The organism is Peribacillus sp. ACCC06369 (genome assembly GCF_030348945.1).
Lineage (GTDB): Bacteria > Bacillota > Bacilli > Bacillales > DSM-1321 > Peribacillus.
In genome coordinates, this window is sequence record NZ_JAUCEN010000002.1 from 703,304 (window position 1) to 716,832 (window position 13,529).

At 39.6% G+C, this 13,529-nt stretch carries 15 protein-coding genes; 12 read left to right on the forward strand and 3 right to left on the reverse strand.

Annotated elements, in window-relative coordinates:
• The first annotated feature begins 21 nt into the window (after positions 1-21).
• From QUF78_RS04170 to QUF78_RS04220, 11 genes are all read left to right on the forward strand, one after another.
• On the forward strand, positions 22-729 hold the full coding sequence (locus QUF78_RS04170) for an amino acid ABC transporter permease (protein WP_053344404.1): 708 nt from the start codon (positions 22-24) through the stop codon (positions 727-729).
• 20 nt (positions 730-749) lie between these two features.
• Positions 750-1,460, forward strand: a complete 711-nt coding sequence (locus QUF78_RS04175; RefSeq protein ID WP_289323694.1) for an amino acid ABC transporter permease — start codon at positions 750-752, stop codon at positions 1,458-1,460.
• Positions 1,457-2,227, forward strand: coding sequence for an amino acid ABC transporter ATP-binding protein (locus QUF78_RS04180; protein WP_289323695.1), 771 nt, complete (start codon positions 1,457-1,459; stop codon positions 2,225-2,227). The genes QUF78_RS04175 and QUF78_RS04180 overlap by 4 nt, the downstream gene beginning before the upstream one ends.
• Before the next feature lie 23 nt (positions 2,228-2,250).
• Positions 2,251-2,760, forward strand: a complete 510-nt coding sequence (locus QUF78_RS04185) for a GNAT family N-acetyltransferase (RefSeq protein ID WP_289323696.1) — start codon at positions 2,251-2,253, stop codon at positions 2,758-2,760.
• A 14-nt stretch (positions 2,761-2,774) separates the two neighbouring features.
• Positions 2,775-3,917: an amidohydrolase gene (locus QUF78_RS04190; protein WP_289323697.1), complete on the forward strand. Its 1,143-nt coding sequence runs from the start codon at positions 2,775-2,777 to the stop codon at positions 3,915-3,917.
• Positions 3,918-4,329: 412 nt separating this feature from the next.
• Positions 4,330-5,334: an LLM class flavin-dependent oxidoreductase gene (locus QUF78_RS04195; RefSeq protein WP_289323698.1), complete on the forward strand. Its 1,005-nt coding sequence runs from the start codon at positions 4,330-4,332 to the stop codon at positions 5,332-5,334.
• An 88-nt stretch (positions 5,335-5,422) separates the two neighbouring features.
• On the forward strand, positions 5,423-6,256 hold the full coding sequence (locus tag QUF78_RS04200; RefSeq protein ID WP_289323699.1) for a MetQ/NlpA family ABC transporter substrate-binding protein: 834 nt from the start codon (positions 5,423-5,425) through the stop codon (positions 6,254-6,256).
• 45 nt (positions 6,257-6,301) lie between these two features.
• Complete coding sequence (locus tag QUF78_RS04205; RefSeq protein WP_289323700.1) at positions 6,302-7,381, forward strand: methionine ABC transporter ATP-binding protein; 1,080 nt, start codon at positions 6,302-6,304, stop codon at positions 7,379-7,381.
• Complete coding sequence (locus tag QUF78_RS04210) at positions 7,323-7,973, forward strand: methionine ABC transporter permease (RefSeq protein ID WP_289323701.1); 651 nt, start codon at positions 7,323-7,325, stop codon at positions 7,971-7,973. The genes QUF78_RS04205 and QUF78_RS04210 overlap by 59 nt, the downstream gene beginning before the upstream one ends.
• 35 nt (positions 7,974-8,008) lie before the next feature.
• On the forward strand, positions 8,009-8,860 hold the full coding sequence (locus QUF78_RS04215) for a MetQ/NlpA family ABC transporter substrate-binding protein (RefSeq protein WP_289327220.1): 852 nt from the start codon (positions 8,009-8,011) through the stop codon (positions 8,858-8,860).
• 16 nt (positions 8,861-8,876) lie between these two features.
• Positions 8,877-10,217, forward strand: a complete 1,341-nt coding sequence (locus QUF78_RS04220; protein ID WP_289323702.1) for an LLM class flavin-dependent oxidoreductase — start codon at positions 8,877-8,879, stop codon at positions 10,215-10,217.
• 148 nt (positions 10,218-10,365) lie between these two features.
• On the opposite strand, the gene QUF78_RS04225 is transcribed toward QUF78_RS04220, so the two are convergent.
• Complete coding sequence (locus tag QUF78_RS04225; RefSeq protein WP_289323703.1) at positions 10,366-11,151, reverse strand: glucose-1-dehydrogenase; 786 nt, start codon at positions 11,149-11,151, stop codon at positions 10,366-10,368.
• 18 nt (positions 11,152-11,169) lie between these two features.
• The gene (locus tag QUF78_RS04230) at positions 11,170-12,021 is read right to left on the reverse strand and encodes a GRP family sugar transporter (RefSeq protein WP_289323704.1); all 852 of its coding nucleotides are present in this window, start codon (positions 12,019-12,021) and stop codon (positions 11,170-11,172) included.
• A 213-nt stretch (positions 12,022-12,234) separates the two neighbouring features.
• Between QUF78_RS04230 and QUF78_RS04235 the strand changes: the two genes are divergently transcribed.
• Positions 12,235-12,795 (forward strand): thioredoxin family protein, encoded by a 561-nt coding sequence (locus tag QUF78_RS04235; RefSeq protein ID WP_289323705.1) that lies wholly within the window; start codon positions 12,235-12,237, stop codon positions 12,793-12,795.
• Between the two features lie 155 nt (positions 12,796-12,950).
• On the opposite strand, the gene QUF78_RS04240 is transcribed toward QUF78_RS04235, so the two are convergent.
• Entirely contained in the window at positions 12,951-13,496 is a 546-nt protein-coding gene (locus tag QUF78_RS04240; RefSeq protein ID WP_289323706.1) for a helix-turn-helix domain-containing protein, read from the reverse strand.
• Positions 13,497-13,529: the final 33 nt, after the last annotated feature.

Genomic DNA, 13,529 nt, shown 5'->3' on the forward strand with positions numbered 1-13,529 from the left:
TAAGCGCGGAGGTGCTAAAGCATGGGGAAAGCATTTGATCCTTCATTAATCGTCGATTTCATTCCGACGTTAATATATTATCTTGGAGTAACATTGCAAATTCTGGCAGCATCCGTTTTATTAGGAATGGTCATCGGGATAGCGGCAGCCATCCTGAGATTATTTCGTATCCCTGTTTTGAATCAATTTGTCATTTTGTATATTTCATTCATTCGGGGAACGCCTATTTTAATACAATTATTTCTAGTTTTTTATGGACTGCCTGCAATCCTTTTATTCATTAATATTGATATTTCAAGAATGGATGCTCTGTATTTTGTCATTATTACTTATGCATTAAGTAATGGGGCGCATTTCGCAGAAATATTCCGAGGAGCGATTAAGGCTGTCGATTATGGGCAAACGGAAGCAGCCTATTCTGTTGGTATGAATAATAGTCAAAGTTTTTTTCGGATTGTGCTTCCTCAGGCAATACGGATTGCTTTTCCGAATATCGCAAACTCTATTATCGGATCCTTGAAGGATACCTCACTTGCCTTTACCATCGGCGTAATGGATATGATGGGTAGGGGAGAGACATTAATTGCTGCAACTGCACATGCTCTCGAAGTCTATCTCTCATTAGCTGTTATCTATTATGCAGTCGTGCTATTGTTTGAGAAAATATTCAGACTTTATGAAAACCGCATTAATCGGCATCAAACTGTTGATGTGTCTGTTACTGGATAACAAAGGGAGGAGGGAAGGACTTGACGATTGATATTCTATTTATTTGGACTGCTTTTAAGGAGATTATTAAAGCACTTCCGGTCACACTTATCTTAACGATGCTTCCTCTTCTTGCAGGTTTTATTATCGGTCTCGCTGTTGCCTTAATTAGGATATATAAAGTGAAATTTCTATGTAGAGTTGCAAATGGTTATGTTTCCTTCTTTAGAGGAACACCGATTATCATGCACATAATGCTTATTTATTTCGGTTTTCCATTATTAATCGATCAAATTTCTAAGAAATTTGATTTGGGTATACAATCTAATTCCATTCCAATTATTTTATTTGTCTTAACCGCCTTATCGTTGAGTGCGGGTGCTTATTTATCAGAAATATTCAGATCGGGAATTATCAGTGTCTCCAATGGCCAAATGGAGGCAGCCTATTCCGTGGGTATGAATTCGTTTCAAGCCATGACACGAATTGTTTTGCCACAGGCCATTGCTCAGTCCATCCCGAATTTCACGAATATTTTCATTGGATTTCTGCATACGTCATCCATTGCTTTCATTGTATCGCAAAAAGAAATGACAGGAGCAGCTAATATTGTTGCATCCACCAATTTGAAATTTTTGGAGTCTTTTATCGCTGCTGGTTTAATTTATTGGGGTCTCACAATCATTGCAGAAGGTCTTTCGTTTTTAATTGAGAAAAAGGCCACTGCCTATAATCGAGGAGGAGTACAATGATTTATTTAAAAGATATAAAAAAATCATTTAACCAGCAGCCCGTTTTAAAAGGTATTAATTTGAAAATAGCCAAGGGAGAAGTAGTTACCATTCTTGGGCCAAGTGGTTCTGGGAAAACAACCTTGCTTAGATGCTTGAATTTTCTGGAGAAACCAGATGAGGGAATGGTTCAAGTAGGAGATATACAGGTGAAGTCTAAGAAGGCGACAAAAAGGGAAATCTTGTCCCTTAGAAGACAATCGGCGATGGTTTTTCAGCATTATAACCTATTTGCTCATAAAACTGTTTTGGAAAATGTAATGGAAGGCTTAATTGTTACAAGAAAATATAAGAAAGCTCAAGCGAAACGGGAAAGTGAGCTGTTGTTGGAAAAAGTAGGTTTGGGAGATAAGCATAATTATTTTCCTTCGCAATTGTCAGGAGGTCAACAGCAACGTGTTGGAATTGCTAGGGCACTTGCTTTAAATCCGGAAGTCATTCTTTTTGACGAGCCAACGTCGGCACTTGACCCTGAATTGGTTGGGGAGGTGCTTTCTGTCATAAAAGCAATTGCACAGGAAGGCATCACGATGGTAATTGTAACCCATGAAATGAGTTTTGCTAAAGAGGTGTCGGATCGTGTTCTATTCATGGATGGCGGGGTCATTGTAGAAGAAGGGTCACCATTGGAGATTTTCAATGCTCCAAAGAAAGATCGAACACGACAATTTTTAAACCGGATATCAAGAGATTTTTCCTTATCGTTTTTAGAAGAAAAGGTCAATTAAAGGAAGGGGCCAAAGGAGAACGTATGATTAATACAATCGTAGTCGATGAATTGATTGAAGAAGATAAAGAGACGGTGCGCCGCTTATTGGTAGAAAGTTATCAACAATATGAACATGAATATTCGAACCCGGAAGCTTGGGAAGGATATTTAAATAATATTGAATCCTCGGTGGATAATCCACATGTTGATAAGGTGTTGGTTGCAAAGTGCAATCAGGATATCCTTGGTACATTACAGCTTTTTCAGTCATCTGAAAAAGCATATGAAAAGCCGGAACTTGGGATTTTTTCACCAATCATTCGGTTGTTGGCTGTTCATCCCGAATCAAGGGGACGCGGTATCGCACAGGAATTATTAAAAGCTAGTGTAAATTATGCAAAATCGCAAGGTGCGTCCAGTTTGTATCTACATTCTACTGATAAGATGCATAAAGCCATTAAACTATATGAATGGTTTGGCTTTAAGCGGGATCGAACGAAAGAATTTCAAAATCATGATATTTTGGTAAAATGCTATCGCTTAGATTTATAGAAGGAGGCGACTGTATGAGTCGAGAGCTGGAAAAGCGCTTAATATCGATACGGCGCCATTTACATCAATATCCGGAGTTATCAAATGAAGAATTCGAAACGACAAAATCGATTCAAAAGTGGCTCGGGGAAGAGGGTATTGAGATCCGTAATACAGGATTGAAAACAGGTGTTTTTGCAGATATAAAGGGTGGTAAACCCGGACCTACCGTTGCCATAAGAGCGGATATCGATGCTCTTCCGATTGAGGAAGAAACTGGGCTTCCATTTGCTTCGAAAGTAAAAGGAGTAATGCATGCGTGCGGCCATGATTTCCATACCGCAGCCGTTATTGGCGCTGCTTACCTTTTAAAAGAATGTCAATCAGAGCTGAACGGGACAGTGCGATTGCTTTTTCAACCCGCAGAAGAATTAGGTGGCGGAGCGGTGCATGTTATAAAAGATGGTCAAATTGACGATGTAGCGGCTGTTATTGGGCTGCACAATAAACCCAATTTGCCTGTAGGCACCATTGGGATAAAAGATGGTCCGTTAATGGCGGCAGTGGACCGTTTTCATATTGTTCTTCAAGGAAAGGGGAGCCACGCGGCCATCCCTCAAAACGGAAAAGATCCAATAGCGGCAGCGGCCCAGCTTATTACCGCTCTTCAAACTATCGTCAGCCGGAATGTATCCCCATTAGAGAGTGCTGTGGTGAGTGTTACGAGAATAACAGGTGGAAACACTTGGAATGTAATTCCGGGTGACGTAATACTGGAAGGAACGATTCGAACCTTTGAATCAACAATCCGCGAAGAAGTAAAGGATAAGTTTTATTCGATTGTGAATCATATTGCAGCTGCTTTTTCACAGGAATCTGAGATTGGTTGGTTTCCTGGACCGCCCGCGCTTCTTAATCATCCGGCAGTCACAGAGATGGCACGCAGGTCTGCTTTGGAGCAATCATTACATGTAATCAATCCTGAACCTTCAATGGGTGGTGAAGATTTCGCTTATTACCTTCAACATATCCCCGGTACCTTTGCCTTTTTTGGTACAAACGGAAACGAAGATTGGCATCATCCAGCTTTTACTGTTGATGAAAAATCCATTATTAAAGCCGCTCATTTTTTATCTGAAAGTGCCAAGGATTTATTATATAACCATGGTAAGTGGTGAACATACATGACAAAGGTGCCAGACACGATTTCGTGCCTAGCACCTTTGTTGTTATAATTCCAAAGGCTTGGTTCCAACTTGATTTCAAGCGTAGTCATGATGCGAACATTCCCCCCATTTTACCTACCATACATAGCCACTCTTCATTCTTCCTCTCATTGATGAATCCTATTCTGATAGCGGTAAGAAGAATAGATCTCAAACCATGATAGGCGGGAGCTTGGTTAATTATTAGGCAAAGGCATTTCAAATTCATAAGCAATTGATAGAATTTTTTTATCAATTAAATAAATTTTTCTATCAAATAAGGTGTTGTCAAGTGCTTGTTTACAATGTTAGGATGAATTTCAATTACATTAAAACAACTAATTCGATTTGTTAACTCGGTATTAATGATTGGAGAGAAAGTCATATGAGTTTTAAGCTTGGAATATTAGATCAAAGCCCCATTTTTCCTGGGAATTCGGCAGTTGATGCACTTAAGCAAACCATAAACCTAGCTCAAAAAGCTGAAGAATGGGGATATAGCCGTTTTTGGGTATCGGAACATCATCATATGGAACAAGTTGCTGGATCTTCACCGGAAGTATTAATTTCTTATTTATTATCGAAAACCACATCCATTCGAGTAGGTTCGGGAGGTGTCATGCTTCAGCACTACAGTCCATATAAAGTCGCTGAAAATTTTCATGTTTTATCCACTCTTGCCCCGGGCAGGGTAGATCTTGGCATTGGTAAAGCACCAGGTGGATTTCCTTTATCAACAAAGGCGTTACAATTTGGAACTGTGAATGATGGAAAAGATTTTGGGGAACGTGCATCCTTATTGCAAAAGATAATTGAAAATTCAATCGATGATGATCACTTGCTCTCTGGTATTCAAGCAACACCGATACCTCCTGAAAAGCCAGAAACCTTTCTGCTAGGTGCAAGTTCAGACAGCGCTCAACTAGCCGCTAACCTCGGAATGGATTTTGTATTCGCCAGATTTATTAATAGTGATGATACCATGCTGTATGAAGCGTCTTCTGCTTACCGAAGCAAGTACCCAGAAGGTCGCTTTATCGTATCAGTAGCGGTTGTGGCAGCTCCTACCCAACAAAAAGCAGAGGAGCTGGCAAGCGAACACAAACTATTTAAAGTTCATCTACAAAGTGGACGGACGCTGACAGTTCAATCACGTGAGCAGGCTGAGTCATTTGAGAAGCAGGCTGGTGAAGCTTACGAAATAGAAGAGCAGACCGCCAGTGTTATTGCTGGGAGTCCAGGATATGTTAACGGGATTTTAAAGGAACTTCAGAAAGTTTTTCAAGTGGATGAATTTATGTTGCATACACCGCTTCGAAGAGAAGCAGAACGGATCCAATCCTTTCAGTTGTTGAGTCCGCTTCTCTTAGGGGAAGAGACTATCATATAGAAGGAAAAGAAAAGATCCAGAGGGCATGAAGCAGCTGATAAATATTTGTTATTCCAATATAAAAGGATAAAAAAAGGAGCGAGAAACATTGAAGAAAATTAAATGGCTGTCCGTAACGGTTTTAACAGTAGTATTGCTGATATTGGGTGCTTGTGGAAGTAATGAGCAAACATCATCGGAGAGTAAAGGAGACAAGAATGAGGAAGTGACTTTGAAAATTAGTGCAGCCTCAATACCACATGCAGAAATTTTAGAGTTTATTGCACCGGATTTAGAAAAACAAGGCGTGAAACTGGATGTAGTTATTTCTACGGATGGTATTCAAACGAATCAACAAACAGCAGACAAAGAATTGGATGCAAACTTCTTTCAACATACCCCTTACTTAGAGCAAGTAAATAAAGATAGTGGTCTGAATTTGGTTAATGTGAAGGGTGTACATATTGAACCATTTGGTGTCTATTCCAAAAAAATTAAGTCTATAGGTGAATTGTCAGACGGAGCGAAAGTAGCCGTACCGAAAGATCCAGTAAACTTTTCGCGATCGTTACAGCTTTTTGCGGCAAATAATATCATTGAGTTGGAAGCTTCCAAGTCAGGTGATTATACGATTGAGGACATTACAAAAAATGCTAAAAAAATAGAATTCATTCCAGTCGATTCCCCTCTTTTAGTTCACTCGCTAGATGATGTGGAAGCATCGGCCATTAACACAAACTATGCTCTGGAAGGAGGGTTAAAACCTCTCGATGATGCACTGATAATTGAAGGGAAGGATTCACCATATGTTAACATTTTAGTTGCTCGTCCAGACAATAAGGACGATAAAGCGATCCAAAAGCTTGCGAATGCATTAACGACGGAAAAGGTCAAAGAATTTATTTTAGATCAATATGAAGGAGCCGTCGTGCCCGCGTTTTAAGGGTGGCTTCTATACCAAGCTAATTAAAAAGAGGAGGTGGCCACTTTGATAGAATTTCGTCGGGTTTCAAAAGTTTTTGATGACGGGGAGAAGAAAATTGAAGCGTTAAAGGAGATTAATATAACCGTTGAAAAAGGGGATATATTCGGGGTTATCGGTTTTAGTGGAGCCGGAAAAAGTACACTCATCCGAACTGTGAATCTACTGGAATATCCTACTTCAGGTGAAGTGATTGTAGAAGGAAAAAATCTTGCCAAGATGTCTGAAAAAGATTTGCGTGAAGCTAAGAAAAATATTGGCATGATTTTTCAGCATTTTAATTTACTTAATTCCAAAACAGTCTTTGATAATGTGGCGATGCCATTATTGTTAAGTAAAAAAAAGAAAAAAGAGATTGAAGAACGAGTTAATGAGATTCTCCGCTTTGTTGGTCTAGAAGACAAAGCAATGAACTATCCAAATCAGCTTTCAGGTGGACAAAAGCAGCGTGTCGGGATTGCCCGTGCTTTGGCCACAAACCCTTCGATTTTATTATGTGATGAAGCAACATCGGCATTGGATCCACAAACAACAAAATCAATCCTGAATCTGTTGAAACGGATAAATGAAGAATATAAAATTACCATTCTAATTATCACGCACGAAATGGAAGTGATTAAAGAAATTTGTAATCGGGTTGCAGTGATGGAGGATGGGAGCGTGATTGAATCAGGAAATGTGATCGATATTTTTGCCCGTCCGCGAACAGAAACAACTCGTAACTTCATTCGATCGGTTGTTCGCGATGAAGTGCCATCAAGTGTTTATGGATTGCTCAATGAGGATGCCTATTTCAGCCGGATTTTTAAAATTGATTTTTTGGGATTGAGCTCTGGGCAGCCTATCGTTTCAAAAACAGCGAAGAGGTTTAATGTGGAAATAAACGTTCTGTTCGGCAATATTACTGAGTTACAAGGCATCCCATTTGGTAATTTAATTGTTGAAATAATAGGAAATGAAGATGAAATTGATCGGGCATTACAGTTTATAAAGAGTCAAAATGTCAAAGTGAAGGAGGTGACGAACGATGGAAGTAAGCCAAGAGCTCATTTTAAACGCCTTGTGGGAAACGCTGTACATGGTTAGTATTTCACTTTTTTTTGGAAGCATCATTGGAATATTCTTAGGCATTTTATTGGTTGTAACAAGAAAAGGTCATATTTATGAAAATAGATTTATTTTTTCTATAGTGAATCCGATTGTAAACATTTTCCGGTCGATTCCGTTTATTATCTTGCTTGTGGCGATTATTCCATTTACAAGACTAATTGTTGGTACGTCGATTGGTACGACAGCAGCAATTGTGCCACTAGTGCTTCATATTGGCCCATATATCTCAAGACTTGTGGAGAATTCATTATTGGAAGTGGATGAAGGCATTATTGAAGCCGCGAAAGCCATGGGAGCAACGCCGTTACAAATTATTTTCAAGTTTTTAATGCCTGAAGCTTTTGCGTCATTAATTCTAAGTATAACAACTGCAACAATTGGTTTAGTGGGCGCTACAGCAATGGCAGGAGCTATAGGTGGCGGTGGACTTGGAGATGTAGCGATAACATATGGTTATCAACGCTTTAGCACTATTACGATATTCGTCACCGTTGTAATTCTAGTAATTGTTGTTCAGGGAGTACAAAGTTTAGGAAATGTTTTCGAACGGAAAATTAGAAGAGTGTAGTTGCGGTAGTATACAGAGGGAGAGTGGAATGAATGATGAAGAAATGTATTTTACCTATACTGCTTATCTTGGGGGTGTTATTGGCAGGTTGCTCAAGTGATTCAACGAATGCAGGAGGGAAACAAACGAAAGTGAAGGTAGGGATTAGAAATTCTGAACTTCGAACATGGGAATTTTTAAAGGAACAGGCTGAAAAAGAAGGGGTGGAAATTGAAATTGTTAATTTCTCATCGGCTTATGATCCGAACGAAGCGCTGGCAGAAGGGGATATTGATATCAACGCCTTTCAACATGTTGCCTATTTAGATTCATTTAATGCGAATAATAATACAGACATCGTTCCAATTGGGACTACAATTATTGCTCCTCTCGGTTTGTATTCAAGCAAATATAAATCGGTGGAAGAGATCCCAAATGGTGCACAAATTGCTGTACCCAATGACCAAGCTAACTGGGGAAGAGCTTTATTGTTATTACAAGAAGCAAAACTCTTAAAGGTTGTTGAAGACTTTGACGGGAATGGTGGACAGGACAAAATAAAGGAAAATCCGAAGAAAATCAAAATTGTGCCTGTCGATGGTGCCAGTGCCCCACGTGTGATGGAAGATACAGCTGGTTCGGTGATTAATAATGGAGTTGCGGTAGAAGCGGGACTAAATTTAAAAGATGCTCTTATTTATGAAAGTAGTACTGCAAAGCCTTATATTAATATCATAGCGGCTAGGAGTGAAGATCAAGACAATGAAATTTACCGAAAATTAGTTGATCTCTATCAATCAGAGAAAACGGCTAAATTTATAGAAGAAACTTACAATGGAAACTATATTCCAACATTCATTTCCTTGAAAGAATTGAGCAGTTATAAAGAGATATATTCTAATAAATAAGGAAGGAGAGATTAGAATGGCTCAAGACAGAAAGATGAAGTTAGCTGCTTATCTGATTGGAACAGGTATGCATGTTGCGTCGTGGCGGCATCCGGCATCAAATCCGAATGCAAGTATTGATGTGAAAGCTTTGCAAAGACTCTCAAAAATTGCGGAAAAAGGGAAATTTGACCTTGCCTTTGTGGCAGATAGTTTGGCCATTAATCATGAATCGCATCCTCAAATACTTAATCGATTTGATCCGATTGTACTAATTACAGCATTAGCTGCAGCGACAGAAAAAATCGGCATTGGGGCGACAGCTTCTACAACGTACAGTGAACCATATGTACTCGCTCGCCAATTTGCTTCTGTTGATCATATAAGCGGCGGACGGGTGGGATGGAATGTTGTTACTACAGCTGATGCGACCGGAGAGACGGCCTTGAATTTCAGTCGTGATAAACATTGGGCACACGATCATCGTTATGAACGAGCGGAGGAGTTCCTCGACGTTGTCCAAGGGTTATGGGATTCGTGGGAAGATGATGCGTTTGTGCATAACAAAGAAACTGGACAATTTTTTAATCCTGATAAAGTGCATGAGCTTCGGTATAAAGGCAACTATTTTTCGGTAAAAGGTCCGTTGAATATTGCACGTTCGGCGCAGGGGCAGCCGGTTATCATTCAAGCGGGTGCGTCAATACCAGGGCAGCGATTAGCCGCTCGAACAGCAGAAGTCGTTTTCACACATTGGGATAACATTGAAGAATCCAAACGATATTATCAAGAATTAAAATCGTCTTTAATGGATTTTGGAAGAAGTGTGGAAGAGCTCCACATCCTTCACGGCATTTCCCCTATTATCGGAGAAACCGAGGAAATAGCCATTCAAAAATACAATAAACTCCAAAGTCTCGTCGACCCTTATGAGAGTTTGAAATTCGTTTCTGGTTATATGGGCAACGTAGATTTTTCAAAATATTCTTTAGATACACCAGCGAAGGATGTTGAATTTCCATCAGTAAATAGCATACAAAGTAACTTTAATGAAATGAAGAAAATTATTGGTGAAGAAGACATAAAAGTGGGTGAATTATATGCGAGATTTTTCAGTCCTGCCAGACGAGATAGATTTGTCGGTACACCAAGTCAAGTAGCTGATGAAATGGAGGTATGGTTTACTGAAAAAGCTGCAGATGGCTTTATGATTCAATTTCCACTGTTACCAGGCGACTTAGAGGATTTCGTCGAGAAGGTTGTTCCAATTTTACAGGAGAGGGGTTTGTTCCGTTTGGACTATGAAGGAGACACTCTCCGTGATCACCTTGGATTAAAGAATCCAAAAAATCGGTTTGTTTATGAAGAAAATAGGTAATTAACGGGAATAAGGGATTAGATTAGTCGTATTTTCATCATTAGAATCCATCAAATAAAGACATAAGGGGATGACAAAGGAATGAGGGACATAGGAGAAATCCTAGTCCCTCAAATTCTTTTCTCCTATCCATATAGCTAAGTTAAGATCAGCCTTTTCCTGCTTGGAATCCTGGATATTTGGTCATTCCGCCGTCAGCATATAAGGTCATGCCCGTTACGTAGCTTGATTCAGCGGAAGCTAACCAAGCAGCACAAGCGGCAATTTGTTCCGGTTTTCCGATATATCCCATCGGTATCAGGTCGATGACTTCTTGTTTAGCTTTTGGGTCATTGAACTTTTCGGCATTGATTGGTGTGTCGATTGCGCCAGGAGAAATATTATTAATGCGAATCCCTTTAGGGGCATATTCAAGTGCAAGGGTTTCTGTCATCATCTTCACTCCGCCCTTACTTGCTGCATAGTGGACAAAATGAGGCCAAGGAATCCGGTCATGAACGGAAGACATGTTAATGATATTCCCCTTAATACCATGATCAAGCATATAACTGATGGCTTCCCTGCTAGCCAGGAACATACCCGTTAGATTTACATCGATGACTTTCTGCCAATCTTCAAGTGTCAATTTTTCACTTGGCACTTCATTTTCAATACCGGCATTGTTGATCATGATGTCGATTGTACCAAAGGTGTCCACAGCGAATGAAAGCAATTTCTTCACATCCGCTTCCTTTGAAACGTCTCCTTGAATGGCTGCGGCTTTCCCGCCGGCAGCTTCAATCGTCTTGATGATTTCCTTATGGTCGCCATTTTCAGTGTGATAATTCAATACGACATGTGCTTTTTCTTTACCGAACCTTTCGGCCATGGCTTTTCCTAACCCTTTTGCCGCCCCAGTGATCACGACTACTTTTTTCTCTAAATCTTCATACATCAATTATCTCTCCTTTGACTATTCTTTTGTAAAGCCGATCATGATTCCGCCAGTAATTACGAGTACACATCCGATGATGACGAAGGCCATTTGTTTTTTGGACTTTTTCTCTCCTAAAAGAAAGATGCCGCCTAAAGTCGAAATGACGATTCCCATTTGGGAAAATGAGAAAGCGATGGCAACGCCCACTTTTGGATTAGCGAGCAGGAGACCGATATTGCCGATTGCCCACATGATTCCGGTTAGAATATTTCGTCCGGCATACTTATTAAACGGTTTATGTCTGATGGAAAGGAGCAGGGCAGCTAGGAACATGCCAATTGCTTGAGGCAGGATCGCCGACCATCCGTCAACTTCATTCCATCTGACTACAATGACATATGTAACATAACCCACTGTTGAAATGGCAAGATAAAAAATCCCTTTTTTCATGCTACCTGCTTTTTTGTTATCACCATCGCCGTAGCTCGTCAGCAAGACACCTGTAATCAAACAGATTATTGCAACAATGCCGATGATGACTGTAATCCTGTCATTCCATTCCCTGAAAATGATAACCGCAAAGAATGTATTTCCTAGAATTTGCAGTCCTGTTGAGATTGGAACGGTTTTCGATACCCCGATTTCCTTGACGCTATTGAATTGAAATAACTGCCCGAATGCCCAGCCTATCCCGGAAATGATGCCGACAATCCACACTAGACTGTTCCATTCCGGCGGATTGATGAAAGACATCATGATGGCGAACAGTAATGACCCGATTGTAATGCCAAGCGTTTGATTATAAGAGTTGCCTCCGAGTTTTTCGGAAACAAGCACTAAGCTGCCCCATGTCAATGCAGGGAGTAGCGCAAAGAGAAAACCTTCCACAAAATTTCATCTCCTAAACTAAAAAACAATGTTTTAATAAATATAAAATAGGTAGTTACCAAGCTATTGGATGTATTTAGAGTTTTCCCTCTACACGGGAAAGAAAACATGGTTTTAATTTACCAATTTGTTATTTTATTTTTCAGTGTGGAAACAATGAAATAATAATTGGTTTATGGTACTTTTAATGTAAAAATAGATAGGAGAAATAGTATGACGACACTGAATGAATGGTTTGAAAAGGGGATTCCTGCTAAAGAATTTGTATCTTCGATGAAAGTTCATAAAGAAAACGTACAATCGATTCAGGAGGGCTTTTCCATTTCTGCAGAGGACCAAGGGTTCTTTGATGCATTAAAGACGAAGGAACTTAGAGCCATTGTCATTACTGAAGACTGGTGCGGAGACGCGATGATGAATATTCCTATATTGCTGAATATATCTGAAGCGGCAAATATTGAAACTCGCATGGTTTTACGAGATCAAAATCTTGAACTGATGGATCAATACTTAACGAATGGAACAGCGCGTTCGATCCCCATCTTTATATTAATTGATAAGAATGGGGAAGAAAAAGCTGTTTGGGGACCTCGTGCACCAAAGGTACAAGAGTATGTAATGGAGTTGAGGTCTGACCTGCCTGCCAAGGATGATGAACGTTTCGAGGCAGAGCAAAAAGAAGTTATTAAAAAGATAACAGCGGCTTTTTCCGAAGAAAAGCATCTATGGGACGAAGTATACAGCAGTATCAAGGAAGCTTTGGGGGGAATTTGAATTTTAAGGATGACTCTTGCTGCTGCCAACGGATAGCTTCATTTTTGACCTGATAATTGCCGTCAAGCAGATAAAAAATGTAGGGTTTCTTCCATAATGAAGGAGCTGTTCCAAGGTCATGGCACCATGGTTTTGGAACAGCCTTTTTCATTTGTTTATGATTCTGGAATAATCGTAACGCCGATTGTTCGAATAGGAGAGTCTTGTTTAGCACTTTGATTCGTAGCTTTGTAGTATTTTAACATTAAATCGTTCAATTCATTTTGGAAGTTAATAAAGCTTTCATCATCAAGCTTTAGTTCTAAAAGGGAAAAGGTTGAACCATCCTCTGCGCAGTCTCTTTCTTCTAATTTATTAAGATAGTTTTGATATTGAGTCATAAGGGATAATTGATAATAAGAAAAATAATTCACCTTTTTCTCATTAGAAGATTTTTTCCATTCTTCCCCGCTAAGTCGCGCTTCTTCTTCATTTAAAACATAGTATTTTTCGGAAACGGATCTCACCTTTTTCTCTTTTACAATGCGAATGACCCCTGAATCCAACAGAACCTGTATATGTCTATATAATGTTGCTTGGGGTACATCTTTAATGACTTTTAACATTTCCAATGGTGTTAAGCCATTTTCCCTGTTTCTCATTAAAGCTTGGGTAATCTTTATTCTTACAGGATGCATTAAAATTTCAGCTTTATTAATCATCTTATTCTCCTCACATTGGAAATTATAACTGGA

Excerpts from the sequence above, each read along its gene's own strand:
- QUF78_RS04170 (WP_053344404.1), top strand. The coding sequence starts at position 22 with ATGGGGAAAGCATTTGATCCTTCATTAATCGTCGATTTCATTCCGACG.
- QUF78_RS04180 (WP_289323695.1), top strand. The coding sequence starts at position 1,457 with ATGATTTATTTAAAAGATATAAAAAAATCATTTAACCAGCAGCCCGTT.
- QUF78_RS04185 (WP_289323696.1), top strand. The coding sequence starts at position 2,251 with ATGATTAATACAATCGTAGTCGATGAATTGATTGAAGAAGATAAAGAG.
- QUF78_RS04190 (WP_289323697.1), top strand. The coding sequence starts at position 2,775 with ATGAGTCGAGAGCTGGAAAAGCGCTTAATATCGATACGGCGCCATTTA.
- QUF78_RS04195 (WP_289323698.1), top strand. The coding sequence starts at position 4,330 with ATGAGTTTTAAGCTTGGAATATTAGATCAAAGCCCCATTTTTCCTGGG.
- QUF78_RS04210 (WP_289323701.1), top strand. The coding sequence starts at position 7,323 with ATGGAAGTAAGCCAAGAGCTCATTTTAAACGCCTTGTGGGAAACGCTG.
- QUF78_RS04215 (WP_289327220.1), top strand. The coding sequence starts at position 8,009 with ATGAAGAAATGTATTTTACCTATACTGCTTATCTTGGGGGTGTTATTG.
- QUF78_RS04220 (WP_289323702.1), top strand. The coding sequence starts at position 8,877 with ATGGCTCAAGACAGAAAGATGAAGTTAGCTGCTTATCTGATTGGAACA.
- QUF78_RS04225 (WP_289323703.1), bottom strand. The coding sequence starts at position 11,151 with ATGTATGAAGATTTAGAGAAAAAAGTAGTCGTGATCACTGGGGCGGCA.
- QUF78_RS04235 (WP_289323705.1), top strand. The coding sequence starts at position 12,235 with ATGACGACACTGAATGAATGGTTTGAAAAGGGGATTCCTGCTAAAGAA.
- QUF78_RS04240 (WP_289323706.1), bottom strand. The coding sequence starts at position 13,496 with ATGATTAATAAAGCTGAAATTTTAATGCATCCTGTAAGAATAAAGATT.